Origin of the sequence: Shewanella submarina (assembly GCF_042646185.1) — a bacterium.
Lineage (GTDB): Bacteria > Pseudomonadota > Gammaproteobacteria > Enterobacterales > Shewanellaceae > Shewanella > Shewanella corallii.
Genome location: NZ_JBHRTD010000001.1, coordinates 508,246 through 522,120, shown reverse-complemented (window position 1 = coordinate 522,120; position 13,875 = coordinate 508,246). Strand labels below are relative to the sequence as shown.

General features: G+C 51.3%; 15 protein-coding genes. 6 read left to right on the top strand and 9 right to left on the bottom strand.

Annotated elements, in window-relative coordinates; translation table 11 throughout:
- The first annotated feature begins 89 nt into the window (after positions 1-89).
- The 3 genes from ACFOE0_RS02405 to ACFOE0_RS02395 all read left to right on the top strand — a co-directional run bounded on the left by ACFOE0_RS02405 (position 90) and on the right by ACFOE0_RS02395 (position 2,846).
- Positions 90-1,439, top strand: a complete 1,350-nt coding sequence (locus ACFOE0_RS02405) for a magnesium transporter (RefSeq protein ID WP_248937410.1) — start codon at positions 90-92, stop codon at positions 1,437-1,439.
- A gap of 63 nt (positions 1,440-1,502) precedes the next feature.
- Positions 1,503-2,348 (top strand): cobalamin-binding protein, encoded by an 846-nt coding sequence (locus ACFOE0_RS02400; RefSeq protein WP_283106536.1) that lies wholly within the window; start codon positions 1,503-1,505, stop codon positions 2,346-2,348.
- A 30-nt stretch (positions 2,349-2,378) separates the two neighbouring features.
- Positions 2,379-2,846, top strand: a complete 468-nt coding sequence (locus ACFOE0_RS02395) for an OsmC family protein (protein ID WP_248937356.1) — start codon at positions 2,379-2,381, stop codon at positions 2,844-2,846.
- Between the two features lie 51 nt (positions 2,847-2,897).
- On the opposite strand, the gene ACFOE0_RS02390 is transcribed toward ACFOE0_RS02395, so the two are convergent.
- Positions 2,898-4,319: an endonuclease/exonuclease/phosphatase family protein gene (locus ACFOE0_RS02390; protein WP_248937355.1), complete on the bottom strand. Its 1,422-nt coding sequence runs from the start codon at positions 4,317-4,319 to the stop codon at positions 2,898-2,900.
- A gap of 322 nt (positions 4,320-4,641) precedes the next feature.
- Here ACFOE0_RS02390 and ACFOE0_RS02385 point away from each other — a divergent pair, with 322 nt between their 5' ends.
- From ACFOE0_RS02385 to ACFOE0_RS02375, 3 genes are all read left to right on the top strand, one after another.
- Positions 4,642-5,043, top strand: coding sequence for an ExbD/TolR family protein (locus ACFOE0_RS02385; RefSeq protein ID WP_248937354.1), 402 nt, complete (start codon positions 4,642-4,644; stop codon positions 5,041-5,043).
- Positions 5,044-5,197: 154 nt separating this feature from the next.
- Positions 5,198-5,527, top strand: a complete 330-nt coding sequence (locus tag ACFOE0_RS02380; protein ID WP_248937353.1) for a helix-turn-helix transcriptional regulator — start codon at positions 5,198-5,200, stop codon at positions 5,525-5,527.
- A gap of 46 nt (positions 5,528-5,573) precedes the next feature.
- Entirely contained in the window at positions 5,574-5,993 is a 420-nt protein-coding gene (locus tag ACFOE0_RS02375) for a GFA family protein (protein ID WP_248937352.1), read from the top strand.
- 285 nt (positions 5,994-6,278) lie between these two features.
- On the opposite strand, the gene cobO is transcribed toward ACFOE0_RS02375, so the two are convergent.
- The 8 genes from cobO to ACFOE0_RS02335 form a co-directional block, all read right to left on the bottom strand.
- A complete protein-coding gene (gene cobO, locus ACFOE0_RS02370; RefSeq protein WP_248937351.1) occupies positions 6,279-6,920 on the bottom strand; it encodes a cob(I)yrinic acid a,c-diamide adenosyltransferase in 642 nt (213 codons plus the stop codon).
- 110 nt (positions 6,921-7,030) lie between these two features.
- The gene (locus tag ACFOE0_RS02365) at positions 7,031-8,638 is read right to left on the bottom strand and encodes a cobyric acid synthase (RefSeq protein WP_248937350.1); all 1,608 of its coding nucleotides are present in this window, start codon (positions 8,636-8,638) and stop codon (positions 7,031-7,033) included.
- 4 nt (positions 8,639-8,642) lie between these two features.
- The gene (cobU, locus tag ACFOE0_RS02360) at positions 8,643-9,206 is read right to left on the bottom strand and encodes a bifunctional adenosylcobinamide kinase/adenosylcobinamide-phosphate guanylyltransferase (RefSeq protein WP_248937349.1); all 564 of its coding nucleotides are present in this window, start codon (positions 9,204-9,206) and stop codon (positions 8,643-8,645) included.
- Positions 9,203-9,985 carry an adenosylcobinamide-GDP ribazoletransferase gene (locus ACFOE0_RS02355; RefSeq protein ID WP_248937348.1) on the bottom strand — a complete coding sequence of 261 codons (783 nt, stop codon included), beginning with the start codon at positions 9,983-9,985 and terminating at the stop codon, positions 9,203-9,205. Before ACFOE0_RS02355 ends, cobU begins: the two co-directional genes overlap by 4 nt.
- Positions 9,966-11,021, bottom strand: a complete 1,056-nt coding sequence (gene cobT / locus ACFOE0_RS02350; protein ID WP_248937347.1) for a nicotinate-nucleotide--dimethylbenzimidazole phosphoribosyltransferase — start codon at positions 11,019-11,021, stop codon at positions 9,966-9,968. Before cobT ends, ACFOE0_RS02355 begins: the two co-directional genes overlap by 20 nt.
- A complete protein-coding gene (locus tag ACFOE0_RS02345; RefSeq protein WP_248937346.1) occupies positions 11,014-12,069 on the bottom strand; it encodes a FecCD family ABC transporter permease in 1,056 nt (351 codons plus the stop codon). The genes cobT and ACFOE0_RS02345 overlap by 8 nt, the downstream gene beginning before the upstream one ends.
- A complete protein-coding gene (locus tag ACFOE0_RS02340; RefSeq protein ID WP_248937345.1) occupies positions 12,059-12,868 on the bottom strand; it encodes an ABC transporter ATP-binding protein in 810 nt (269 codons plus the stop codon). Before ACFOE0_RS02340 ends, ACFOE0_RS02345 begins: the two co-directional genes overlap by 11 nt.
- 342 nt (positions 12,869-13,210) lie before the next feature.
- Entirely contained in the window at positions 13,211-13,849 is a 639-nt protein-coding gene (locus ACFOE0_RS02335; protein WP_248937344.1) for a histidine phosphatase family protein, read from the bottom strand.
- Between the last annotated feature and the right edge of the window lie 26 nt (positions 13,850-13,875).

Here is a 13,875-nt window from a genome sequence, read left to right as displayed (position 1 = left end):
AGACTTGATGCAGTCAGGCCCCTTGGCTATAGTGGCGCCATCATTCACTAAGGTCCCATCTCGTGCCTCAGACATCAGCCAATACCGAAATGCCGGTCGCGCCTCAACCTGAGGTGGGCCAGGTAGTAGAACAACTTACCGGCGCCGAAGGAGAACAGCAGGCGGTCGTTTTTGACGAAATTCTGGAAGCTGCAGAGCCCGGCACCATAGCACTCTTGTTGGAAGCTCTGCCGCTGGATGAACGTCACGAACGTTGGTTGCAGGTCAGTGAAGACGAACAGCTGGCAGTGCTTGACGATATGCGGGCTGAGCCAAGAATCGACATGCTCAGGCATATGTCGGATGTTCAGGTGGACAGCATTCTGTCGCAGTTGACTGCAGAGCAACTGATCGACTGGAGTGACTCGCTGCCCGATGAGCTCACAGACAGAGCCCTGGCTCTGATGCATGAGCGTCAACGGCAACAATACGCCCGCTTTGACCTCTATTCGGAAAATGAAATTGGTCGCTATGTGGACCATCAGGTGCTGGTGCTGAGTCCTCAGGCCAGCGTCAGTCAGGCTCAGAAGTTTATCCGCCGTATCGAACTGGACTGTAACGACACCCTGTTTCTGACCGATGACGATGACGTGCTGGTAGGCTGCGTCAGCCATCAGGATATCCGTCGCGCCGATCCCTCACTGCCGTTAAAGGAGTTGATGGCTGACGACGCCAGAAGTATCCGGGCAGACACCTCTTTGTTCGATGCCTCCGAAGCCATGGAGCACAGCGAGCAACTTGAGCTGGCGGTTATCGACGCGGATGACAGGCTGCTTGGACGGATCACTTTGCGCAGCGCCACCTGGCTGATGCGTGAACATTATGAAGCTCAGTTGATGGCAACAGCAGGTCTGGATGAAACTCACGATCTGTTTGCCCCCATTATCAAAGGCGCATCCCAGCGGGCAGTTTGGCTTGGCATTAACCTGCTGACCGCCTTTTTGGCGTCGGCCACCATTGGCTTGTTTGAAGATGTGCTGACGCAGGTGGTCGCTTTGGCCGTGTTGATGCCAATCGTTGCCTCCATGGGCGGTATCACCGGCAGCCAATCGCTGACTCTGATGATTCGTGCCATGGCCACTGGCCAGATAAGCTCGGGGAATATGTGGGCACTGCTGAAAAACGAATTAGGGATCGGCAGCCTTAACGGCGTATTGTGGGCAGGTGTCATAGGCCTGGTGGCCGGATGGTGGTTTACCAGCCCGGAAATCGGCGTGGTTATCGCCTGCGCAATCCTCATTAATATGTTGGTCGCTGCTGCGTCAGGGGTACTTATTCCCGTGATACTGCAGAAGTTGGATCAGGACGCTGCGCTCTCCGGCTCGGTCATTCTTACCACAGTAACAGATGTGGTGGGCTTTCTGACCTTTCTGGGTCTGGCGACCTTGCTGTTCCTGTAGTTTCATCAGGCTAGCAAATAGGCCCACTCCAATTGCAGTTGGGGCAATAACAAGGAAAGTATAATGCAACCTTTTTCAGTCGGAATTAACCTCAGCCTCCTTCTTGGCACTCTGCTTATTTCCCAAGCCGCATTGGCTAAAGCCGATCGCATTGTAGCCCTATCTCCCCATGCCGTTGAGATGCTGTATGCAATAGGAGCTGGAGACAGGATTATCGCCACCACAGATCACGCAGACTACCCCGAAGCGGCCAAACAGATCCCTCGCATTGGTGGTTACCATGGCATTCAAATGGAAAAGCTGCTGGCGTTGAATCCTGATTTGGTAGTGGTGTGGGGGAGTGGCAACCGCCCGGAAGATATGGACAGAATGCGTCAACTGGGACTTAAACTGTATAACTCAGATCCCAAAACACTGGAAGCGGTCGCCGATGAGCTTGAAGAGTTGGGCGAGCTGACAGGTCAAACCCTAAAAGCAGCTGAACAAGCCAAACAACTGCGTGACCAATTGGCGAAGCAAAGAAAGGCTCATGCCAACGCGGCCCCAGTCAAAGTCTTCTATCAACTTTGGTCTCAACCACTGATGACAGTGGCTGAGGGCAGCTGGATCCAACAAATTCTGGCGGTCTGCGGTGGCACAAACGTATTTGCCAATGCCGCCTCTGCATACCCACAGGTCAGTCTGGAAAATGTGTTGCTGACCTCTCCCCAGGTCATACTGCAAAGCCAGGATAAGGGTAATATTCTGGGCGTGGACTGGCAGCAATGGCCTGATATACCCGCAGTAAAGCAGCATCAGATTTATCAGTTGAATGCCGATCTTCTGCACCGTGCTGGCCCTCGTGTCACACTGGGAGTCAAAGCCACCTGTGATGCACTGGATAAGGCCCGCACCGCCTATTCACAGTAATCAATTAGCTAAAAACAGGGAGGATTCAGGATGAGCAAGCACACTCTGGATGTTAGATGGCAGCAGCAAGCATCGGACAATTTCGCAACCGGAGAGTTCAGTCGTGAGCATGAGTGGCTGCTGGATAACGGTGACACACTCAAAGCCTCATCCTCACCTTCGATTATTGCCGAGCCTCTGTCTTCAACTCAGGCTATCGACCCTGAAGAGGCCTTTATTGGCGCATTGTCCAGTTGTCATATGATGGCCTTTCTCGCCATAGCAGCCAAACGTAAATATATTGTCACCCACTACTCGGATTCTCCGGTCGGAACGCTGGGCAAAATGGCCAACGGCAAAACAGGTGTCAGCCAACTTACTCTCTCCCCCAAAGTCAGTTTCAGCGAAGAAAAACAACCTTCTCACGAGCAACTACAAAAGCTGCATCAGATGGCCCATAACAACTGCTATATAGCCAACTCAGTTACCACCAAGGTGGATATAAAACCCCGCTCATAAAAAAGGGCAAGCCATTGGCTTGCCCTTCTCATTCAACTGATATGCTGAAGATTAGTCAACCTTCACTGTCACCCAAACAAAGCGGTGGTCTGAAGAGATCTCTTTACTGTCACCGAACTTACCCACACGGGAATCGTTAAACAGCAGGCGACCTTTGTACCCTTCTGCAGCCCAGTAAACGCCTGAGTCCACCACCTCCAGGCTGGCTGAAGGCACAGCGTAATCGGCACGGGAACCAAATACACTGGTGCGGATTTCAGGGTTGGTATGAACCGGATTCCAGTTATTGGCCGGGTTCCTGGACTCAGCAGCGCCCAAACTGGTTGGGGTAAACTCCTGGCCCACCTGAGCCACGCTCTGGTTCACTTTTTCGTTGCCCAGCAACTGAATGATGCCATCCCAGGGTTTATTGATTTGAGTGCCAATCACGTTATCGGCATTCATATCACCCATTACCACAAAGTGCTCACCGCTGAAGCCGCCTTTGTTTCCCTTGTCATCATACAGGCTCTCTTCACCACTGATGTAGTGATGCCAGAAGGCGTTTTCTTCGCTGTTACGGTAACGGTTGTTATAGGTCACAGTATCGAAGCCGGATGGCGTTGGATGAGCCAGTAACACGTTAATTGTCACTTTGCCGCTTGGTGTATTCACCAAAATAGGCGCATCAACATGGTTCTTGGATGACAGACGCAGCGCATTCCACTCTGCCTCGCTGTACCAGAGGTCACCACACTTCATACCTTCAGGCATAGGTTTGCTGCCATCACAAACTACAATCTCAGGATTTACTGCGCCCGGCAGATCTTTACGCAGGAACTTCTGGAAAGTACGGGTGTTGTCTGTGTCGATCTCAAATTTGGACAACAGGGCAAAACCATAATGGCCATGGTAGAAGCCAAAGCCGTACGCATCATCGGCACCGTTTTTCTTACCATCGTTATTCAGATCAAACTCTGTCATCAAACCTGTGTTGGTGGCATAGTTTTGCGCAAATGGATACTCGATAGGCTCCAGCATGTCGCCACCGTCCACACTATTCAGACTCTGAGACACTGCCAGATAGTTGTTCTGGAATCCTTCCAGCACCTTGGTATCGACTGCATCACCGTCGTTGTTGAACTCGTTCATTAACAGCACATCTGGACGGTTCTTCTGGATAATGGCCGCAATATTACGGATTTGAATCACACGCTCTGCCAGCAGATGCTCGGCACTCACGTCCTGACTGTCAGTCGGCTCTTCTTTCCAGGCTGCAATCAACTTATCCTGCTCAGCCACAGTCAAAGACATGTATTCAACCCAACGTTCGTAGCTTTCTGCGGGATCATTATCGACGGCAAAAGACAGGTTGAACTGAGCGAATTTCACTTCAGACACTGGTGCTGGCTCGGTGACTATTACTGTTTCATCGGAGCTGCAAGCCATCAAAAACATGGAGGAGAGCAGTGCAGGGATTAGTTTCTTTTTCATGATTAATACCATCATCTTTATATCGTTATCGTCACAATCTATGTTGTGCGCCTGAATTAGATATCAATCATTTAGGACAAGCAAAGACTTTAAAACATCCACAATAACAAGCGCGAAGAGGATCACGCCGTCATTGGAAAATCAGACAAAATCCGCTGATTCGCTAACCCTGCCACAGGCAACAGTCGCTGCTCACTTGCTGGCAGTACCACTCCCTATTCGAATGAGATTGGTATTAATTTCAGGAATCGCTTAAGTTGGATAGACGGCCAGCACATAGTGCTTAATCCCCACAGTACAACACCAAAGAGAGAGCAAAGGTATGTCTTTAAAAAAGCGCCCCAAAGTTGAAGAGGAAGCTCAAATCGACATGACCCCCATGTTGGACATTGTCTTCATCATGCTGATCTTCTTTATCGTCACCACCTCTTTTGTCAAACCTTCAGGGCTTGACTACAACAAGCCTGAGGCGAACGTAAACTCTGACTCCAAGACAGATAATATTCTGATACTGGTGAGCCAAAGTGGCTTAATTACCATGGAAAACCGGCTGGTGGATATCGAACGTGTGACAGCCAACGTTGAACGTATGCTGGCGGAAGCGCCTGAAGCAGCAGTGCTTATCCGCGCAGAAACCGCCGCTTCACACGGTCTGGTTGTGGAAGTGATGGATCAGGTAAGAACCGCCGGGGTACAAAAAATCTCGGTGACTGAAGCCAAATAAGGCCTGCTCCAAAACTGCCACCGCTCACTGCGACAAAAAGTCCCCAGACGCACTGACGACACTGAGTTGACGTAATTGTGTCCTATTGATGACGTACCGAAAAACAGAGGCTTTCAACGACAATAGCAATAGAGAAATGTCGGAGGAAGCCGCAATGGAAATGAAATTAGACCACATCAAATTAAAGCAACTCAGAGAAGCAAGAGCTTGGAGTCAGGCTCATCTGGCTGAAGTCAGTGGCATCAGCCTGAGGACCATTCAGCGTATTGAAAAGTCGGGTGTCGCATCACCGGAATCAGTCAAATCTCTGTGTGCCACCTTTGAAGTGAAACTTGATGAACTCTTGATTCACCAAAAAACCAAACCAGAGTTTGCACCGACATTCTCAGCTGCTCTTGCCTGCAAACTCTCTCAAATGAACAAGAGTGCAACCCTGATATCTTTCACTCTGGCATTTGCGATTGCTTATCTGTTAAGCCAGTAATAAACAGGAACACCCGATCCCCAACACTTTGGTAAAGGACATACAGATGAGTGTGAAGTACACCTACAGTTCCAAACCTCTGGTCGATAAGATCAAGGTGAAGCCAGTCCATCAGGGGCAATGTCACTGTGGCAGTGTCAGATTCAGCGTCCGTTTACCTAATGGGCTGATTGATCCCAGACGCTGTAATTGCTCAATGTGCCGACGCCGGGGGGCAATAGTCGCCTCAGTAGAACTTGCTGACTTGACTATTGAGCAAGGTGAAGAGTTCCTGAGCCTTTACCAATTCAACACCAACACAGCAAAACACTACTTCTGCTCCAGATGTGGTATTTACACCCATCATCAACGCAGATCCAATCCAAAACTGTACGCTATCAACATTGCCTGTCTGGATGGTGTTGACCCATTTGTATTGAAGAATGTGCCGGTATTGGATGGCGAAGATCACCCCAGTGACCAGTAGATAAAACCTAACCGCCCAGCTCTTGTTGATCTCGGTATATGGGGATAATTAGCAAAAGGTTTCAGCTCGGAAGGTGCTATTAGTGCCATCCTGCAATCTGTTCGAGGCTCTGACAAAGCCGTCGACTTGTTTCAACATTACAGCGGCATCCGAGGATAGTAATTTCACAGTGATCGCTTTTGTGGCAAGGCCGTCAAAAGGCTTCAGCCCCTGAGCGTAGCAACGCTACGTGATGGGGTGAAACAAGGAAGACAATGCCGTCAGAACGACGAACAGGCAGCAGGATCAGTAGTCGAAGCCTGGCTGGGCGGCGATTCCACTATTAAACGCATGCTTTACGCACCCCACTTCACTTACCGTATCCGCCAACTCCACCAGTTCTCTATGGCAGTTACGACCAGTGATAATGACATGCTGATGTAAAGGACGACTGTTCAATGCCTCGACCACTCTTTCCAGTGGCAAGTAGTGATAGCTCACCATATAGGTCAGTTCGTCCAGCAATACCAGGTTGATGTTTTCATCCGCCAGAAACTGCTCCGCCTGCTCCCAGGTCGCCAGCGCTGCCGCTGTGTCGGCGGCCTTGTCCTGGGTTTCCCAGGTAAAACCTGTCGCCATCACAGCAAAAGGCACTCCGGCACCTTCCAGCAAGTTGCGCTCACCACATTCCCAGTTGCCCTTGATAAACTGCACCACAGCAGCTTTTTGGCCATGCCCCACTGCACGGGCCACAGTGCCAAAGCCAGCGGTACTTTTGCCTTTGCCATCACCGGTAATCACCATCAATACGCCACGCTCTTCGGTGGCTTCTGCCACTCGGGCATCTACGGCTTGTTTTACTTTCTGTTGACGGGCCTTGTGACGCAGGGCTTTCTCTGCAGCAATTTTGTCCGCTTCTGACTGGTTGTTATCTTGTTGTTCTGACATGGGTAGGGCTTTCTTCTTTTTAATGTAAGCAAGCCAGCCCGCGAACTTATAATCAGTCCGTCAGGCCAGCCGTAATGCCTGGGTTATACGATAATTCAAGACTGCCGGGATCAACTGGCAGCTTCAGTTTTTATGGTGTCACTACCGTCAAGAATGGCGTTAAGCAGGTTGATATCCAGATGCTCGGCGAGCGTGTCAGCCAGGCGATCAAGTTCCTGCTCTCTGAGCTCATCCATATCCAGAGCATGGATATTTTCGCTCATGCCTGCCCACTGCAACAACGCCGCAGTGGCTTCAGGAGAGTCAAACAATCCATGAAGATAGGTACCGAATATCTGGTTATCTTCTGAGATCATGCCATCATCAACCAGTAAACCATCCCCCCGATGAATCGCGCTGCCAGCGTCTTCAATAACAGCGCGCTGCCAGGTTAGCGGTGAATCTACAGGGCGTAGCTTATGGCTGTGACCACAATGGATTTCATAGCCTTTAACCGGATATTCGTGGCCACCAAGTCTCAGGGTTCCCTCAACATTGTGAACCTGCTTTTGAGGCTTGAGCTCGGTGATCAGTGATAGCAGCTCAAGTCCATCGGTTACCCCAGCCTCCCCTTCTACACCGGCCGGGTCATCAACTTCTAACCCGAGCATCTGGTAACCACCACAAATACCGATGACTTTACCGCCGTATCTCAGATGCCTGCGAATATGCTCTCCCCAGCCATTGTTGATCAGGGTTCTCAGGTCATCCCGTACACTCTTTGAGCCCGGGATAATCATCAAATCTGCCGCAGAGGCTCCCTGAGCACTGACAGAGGTGTTGAGATAGCTGAAATCAATATGCGGGTTCAGTCTCAGAGCATCGAAATCGGTATGATTACTGATCCTCGGATGAACCAACACCTGCACCTTAAAGTTCGCCCCGGATGAATCTGTGGAGGCGGTATTGACGGCGTCCTCCGCATCCAGCCTCAAGTCTTCAAGGTAAGGTAACACCCCAATGACTGGCTTACCGGTGCGCTCTTCCAACCACTCAAGGCCTGATTGCAGCAAGCTGATATCACCCCGGAAGCGGTTGATAACAAAACCTTTGACTCGCTCTCGCTCTGAATCACTGAGCAGCTCAAGCGTCCCCACCAGCTGAGCAAACACCCCACCTTTGTCGATATCAGCCACCAAAATTACCGGGCAATCGACCTCCTCAGCAAAGCCCATATTGGCGATATCGCCCTCTCTGAGGTTGATCTCAGCCGGACTTCCGGCGCCTTCCACGAAGATAAGTTGATACTGGGATTTAAGGCGCTGCCATGAGTCCAGTACGACTTCCATAGCCCGGGACTTATATTCACCGCGATTTTTGCCAAAAAATGAGGCCGCTTCCAACTGGGTTAACGCCTTACCCTGGAATATCACCTGAGCCGCAGTGTTACTCGCTGGCTTAAGCAGTACCGGGTTGAAATCTGTATGGGGAGACTGAAAGCATGCTGCGGCCTGCAGTGCCTGGGCGCGGCCTATTTCACCACCATCAATGGTGACAGCACTGTTGAGCGCCATATTCTGGGGCTTAAAAGGAGCGATTTTTGCTGTGCCACTACGGGCATAAAGCCGACACAGTCCGGCAACCAGCGTAGTCTTTCCGGCATCCGATGCCGTGCCCTGCACCATCAGGGTATGTGCGTCCTTTCCCACAGGTGCCTTGGGCAGAGAAGATTTACCCATCCTGTTATCCTTTTAGTTCTACTGGCAGTCCTGCCACCACCAGAGTGACTTTTTGTGCAATTGCCGCGATAGCCTGGTTCATTCGTCCGGCTTCGTCGACAAACTGTCGGCTTAATTGTCCCAGAGGCACAATTCCTGAACCGACTTCATTACTGACCAGAATCACCTCGCCTGGCACTTGTCCAAGAGCCTCTTGCAGAGCATCAATATGCTGGCTGATCAGTGAGTGAGAATGATTATCCGACTCATCATGGTACTCCTCATGCTCTTCACACAAAAGCCCTGTAAGCCATAAGGTTAAACAATCGACCAGAATCACCCTGTTGTCGCTGGTGTGTTGCTGGAGCGCAGGTAGCAAATCAACACCAACCTCATGATTATGCCAATAAATATCTGAACCCAACCTGTCCTGCTGGTGCCTTTGAATGCGGTGCTGCATCTCTTCATCCAGGCCCTGTGCAGTGGCAAAGTAATGACATTCATAACCCCGGGCCGCAAACTCACCAACCCTGGCTTCGGCAAAACGGCTTTTACCGCTGCGGGCACCACCAATCACCAGATGAATCATTGCCCGCCACCAATCAAGAGAGCGACCAATAAGAGATATACAACAAGCTCACCTATTTGCTGACACGCCCCCAGCGTATCACCGGTATATCCTCCCAACTGGGCTCTGAGCCATCTCACCAACAGCCAGCGACATACCACCAGAGAGATCAACAACATCAAGGCCTGCATACCGGGCAAGAGCAGTAAAACCAGGACTCCCGTCGTCAGCAACACCCACAAATCGTTCCAGTTTTGCTCGGTCACTATGGGTTTGCTTTTACTGTCATCATCGCGAACATAAGGCTCAGTAAAAATCATGCTGGCCGCCAGGACCCGACTCAAAGTATGACCAAGGATCAGAGCCGTTGCCGTGAAATTTACTGAAAGATTCGCCAGCTCAGTCAACAATTGCCACTTGAGCAGCACAGCCATTAACAGCACCAATGCGCCATAACTGCCCAAACGGGAATCTTTCATAATTCTGAGTTTATCGGCCAGTTGCCAACCACCGCCAAGACCATCAGCGGTATCGGCCAGGCCATCTTCATGGAAGCATCCGGTAAGCAGTAAGCTGGCTACCATCGCCAGTATTACAGCGATTGGAGCAGGTAAAACCAAAGATGAAAGCCAGAAAACAAGAGCGCTCGCAGCGCCCATCAAAAAACCAACCAGCCCAAAGTAGCGGCTGGCCCGGTTGAGTCTATCCTGATCTGTCCACACCCATTGAGGCACAGGTATGCGGGTGAAATAACCCAGTGCAACCCAGATTAATGCAACTTCATTCCTTACCACTGACATCGGTTACCTTTGCGGTCTCAAAACTTGCCATCTCATTATAAAAATCAGCCGCCGCCCGAATCAGTGGCAACGCCAAGGCCGCACCGGTTCCTTCACCCAGCCTCAACCCCAGACGCAGCAGTGGCTTGGCATCCAGCAAGCGCAACATAAGTTGATGCCCCTGCTCAGAGGATTCATGGGCGAACACCATATAGTCCCGGCTGGCGGCATTGATGCTGACTGCCACCATAGCGGCGGCCGAGGCGATAAAGCCATCGATAACCACCAACATGCCCCTTTCCGCTGCGGCCAGAATCGCTCCTGTAATCTGCACCACTTCAAAGCCGCCAACACAGGTGAGTATGTCCAGGGCGTTATTCATATTGGGTTTGTGCAGCGCTACCGCCTGAGCAATCAGTTTCTTTTTCAACTCCAGCGAACTGTCATCAATCCCGGTACCCCGGCCAACACAAACGCTCACATCCAGATCCATCATGGCGGACATGATTGCGGCAGCAGAAGAGGTGTTGCCTATACCCATCTCACCAAAGGCAATCACATTGGAGCCCTGTTGATAGTGTTTATCCACCAGCTCTTTTGCCCATTCAAAGCCCTGCTGCATCTGGCTTTGGGTCATCGCCTGAGCTTCATGAAAAGCCCGGGTACCAGCTCCTAACCTTCTGACTGTGACGCCTTCGGCCTCCTCGCCGTCGAGGGGTTCAAGTATACCGGCATCCACTACCTCCAGTTCCCAGCCATTATGGCGACAGAACACATTAATAGCGGCACCGCCGGCGATAAAATTCTGCACCATCTGACGGGTGACAGCCTGGGGAGCAATCGATACACCATGGGCCGCAATGCCGTGGTCGGCGGCGAAAACCATCATCACAGGACGCTTGATATTAAGCTCATCAGTCCCCTGAATTCTGGCCAACTGTGTGGCCAGAACTTCCAGCTCTCCCAAAGCCCCGGGGGGTTTGGTCATCTGATCGATTCGAGTCTGAATTTCCTTGTCACGGTCGTGATTAAGGTAATGGATATTGTAATTATTCATGGATCACCCGACGCCGACGGCGCAACACATACAAGAAAAACAAACTGCCCAATGCCGAGGTGATCACCCCAACCGGCAGCTCCTGATTATCCAACAGCGTCCTTGCCAATACATCAACCCATACCATAAACACACCGCCAGCCAGAGCCGTCAGCCAAAGAGACTGAACACCCGGCACCAACAGCCTGACAATATGGGGAATCATTAACCCTACAAACCCTATGCCGCCGCAGGTCGCCACTAAAACTGCGGTCATCACAGAGCAAAGTAACAAAATGCCCATACGTAAAAAAGGGACTTTAATCCCCAGCGTATGAGCCGTTTCATCGCCTCCCAACAGGGCCAGCAAGGAACGCTTCAGTGCCAATAGCACAACGAAGCCTCCTGCCACTGCGAGGGCTGGCAGCCAAAGTCCGGTCCAACTGGCCCGGGCAAAACTGCCCAATGTCCAGAAAAGCACCGCAGCGGCAGCCTGTGGCTCAGAAAAATACAACAACAGGCTTCCCAGCGCCGCGAACATAAATGACACCGCGACGCCTGACAGCAAAATTCTCTCAATCTGATAACCGCCACCGCTCATAGAGAACACCAGCAGTACAGACAGTGCAGAACCCAACAAGGCCCCAACAGGCAAGGTCAGTTGACTGAGCCAGGCTCCGGAAAGTAACTCTGAACCTGATAACAGCCCTGAGAAACTGCCTCCCAACAAGGTCATCACACAGATGGCACCGAAAGACGCACCCGAAGAGATGCCAAACAGATAAGGGTCGGCAAGAGGGTTTCTGGTGGCCAGTTGCAGTGCGGCACCGGCAAGTGCCAGTCCGGCCCCCGCAATAAAGGCCAGCAATATTCTGGGCAACCTGAGCTCAAATACAATTCGACTGGTCAGGTCCTGCCCGCCACCAAACAGAGACTGCCACACCTGCTCAACAGACAGATGCACAGCGCCAAACCCTGTGGCCAGTAATGGTGTTAACAGGGCAAAAATAACAAACAGCAGCAAACTGAATTTCGTTGCCAACGACTGCTCACGCCATTCAAACCCCATGGTCGACCTCCCGCTGGTAGCCGTAAAAGTAGGAGATCAATGGCTTACCATGTTGAGGGTGAGGGGAAATCTGGCAGCAGACACCGAATACATCAGCAATCATCGCCTCTGTCAGCACCTTTTCAGGCACTCCTCTGGCGACCAGCTCACCGCGGTTGAGCAGCAACAGCTTATCGCACAGGGCGCTGGCAAGATTGAGATCATGAATGGAAGCAATGACACTGACTCCCAGGCTTCGTACCAGCTCGAGTATCTGAATTTGATAACGAATATCCAGATGATTGGTCGGCTCGTCCAAAATCAACAATCTGGGTTGTTGAACTATGGCTCTGGCAATAAGGGCACGCTGTTTTTCACCGCCGGACAAAAGGTTGAACGGCCGATCCGCCAGCGCCTGCATCCCCACTTTGTCCAATGCAGCAGACACTTTGAGTCTGTCTTGCCTGCTGTCAAACTCCAGCCAGCCTTTATGAGGAGTCAGCCCCATACTGACCAGTTCGCGCACCGACAGATCCATTTGCGCTGGCGTGTCCTGCTGTACCACAGCAACGCAACGCGCAAACTCTTTGGCACTGAAGCTCTCTATGTCCCGGCCATCCAGTAAGCTCCGTCCCTGCTGCGCTCTGATATAGCGATAAAGACAGCGCAACAAAGAGGACTTACCGGCACCATTGGGTCCAATCAGCCCCAACATGCTTCCGGTGGGAATAGAAAAACTGATCTCCCGCAGCAAAGCTTTACCTGCAGCGGACCACGACAGTTGATCCACAGTCAGAACGGCTGGCTCATGATGTTGCATATCAGCCACCATAAGTCTGATGTATGCCAGGAAGAGTTAGTAATAATTGATTATGCATTCTCGCTCCTTCCGGGTGGCCCCGCCCGGGGTGTTCAAATGATATTCGCCAAGTAATCTGACTCTGATAGCCATACGTGACAGGCTATCACCACAGTTGCGGGCACAGTTCGGGCTTAACCCGATTCCCTTGAAACGAATACCTGCGTGTGTGACGCAAACTAGTCAAAAAGTCTTACAAGAGTTTTGCATTATGCTGTTTTTAAGAATAAATAGCATTAGGGGGACTGCCCCGCATCAGAGATATTGTCAAACTATCACTTTGGGTTAGTTCATAATGGGGAGCTAACCGGGCCAATGCAGCCTCGGCCAGTACTTATGATCGTGACGTATCACAGTCACTTCCATGGCAGCGGCATAGGGTAGCGCCATGCCATTAAAAATTCCCGCCTGCTGCTGGAGCCCCATAATATGAGCCATCAATACCAACATGACACCAGCGTGGCACACGACCCATACGGGCTCTGAGCCAGGACTTAAGTTCGATGCTGAAAACGCCTGGTCACAGACTTGCTCAAACGCTTCTTTAACACGACTTTCAAAGGCTTCCATAGTTTCCCCAGCTAGCGGCGGATTGCTCCATGGATCCCGATAAAAGGCATCAAACGCCTCGCCATCGGTCTGATATATCTCATCAAATGTTTTGCCATCCCAAATGCCATAATTCATCTCGGCAAAGCCCTCGAGCACCTCAGCACTCAGGCCAAACTCAGCCGCCCTGGCACAGGCAAATTGCCGACAACGGATACGGGGAGAGGTAATAACTCTTGATGGATATCCATAACGAGATAGCAAACCGTCAGCCCGACGCTGCATTTGCATTTCTCCTTCAGCGGATAAGGGCACATCGGTCACACCCCGTAGAATATTTCCCCCTTCGCAGGCACCGTGACGCAGAAACACCAATCGCAAACTGCTGCTCATGTTAGCTCCAATCTCTTGTACATCAT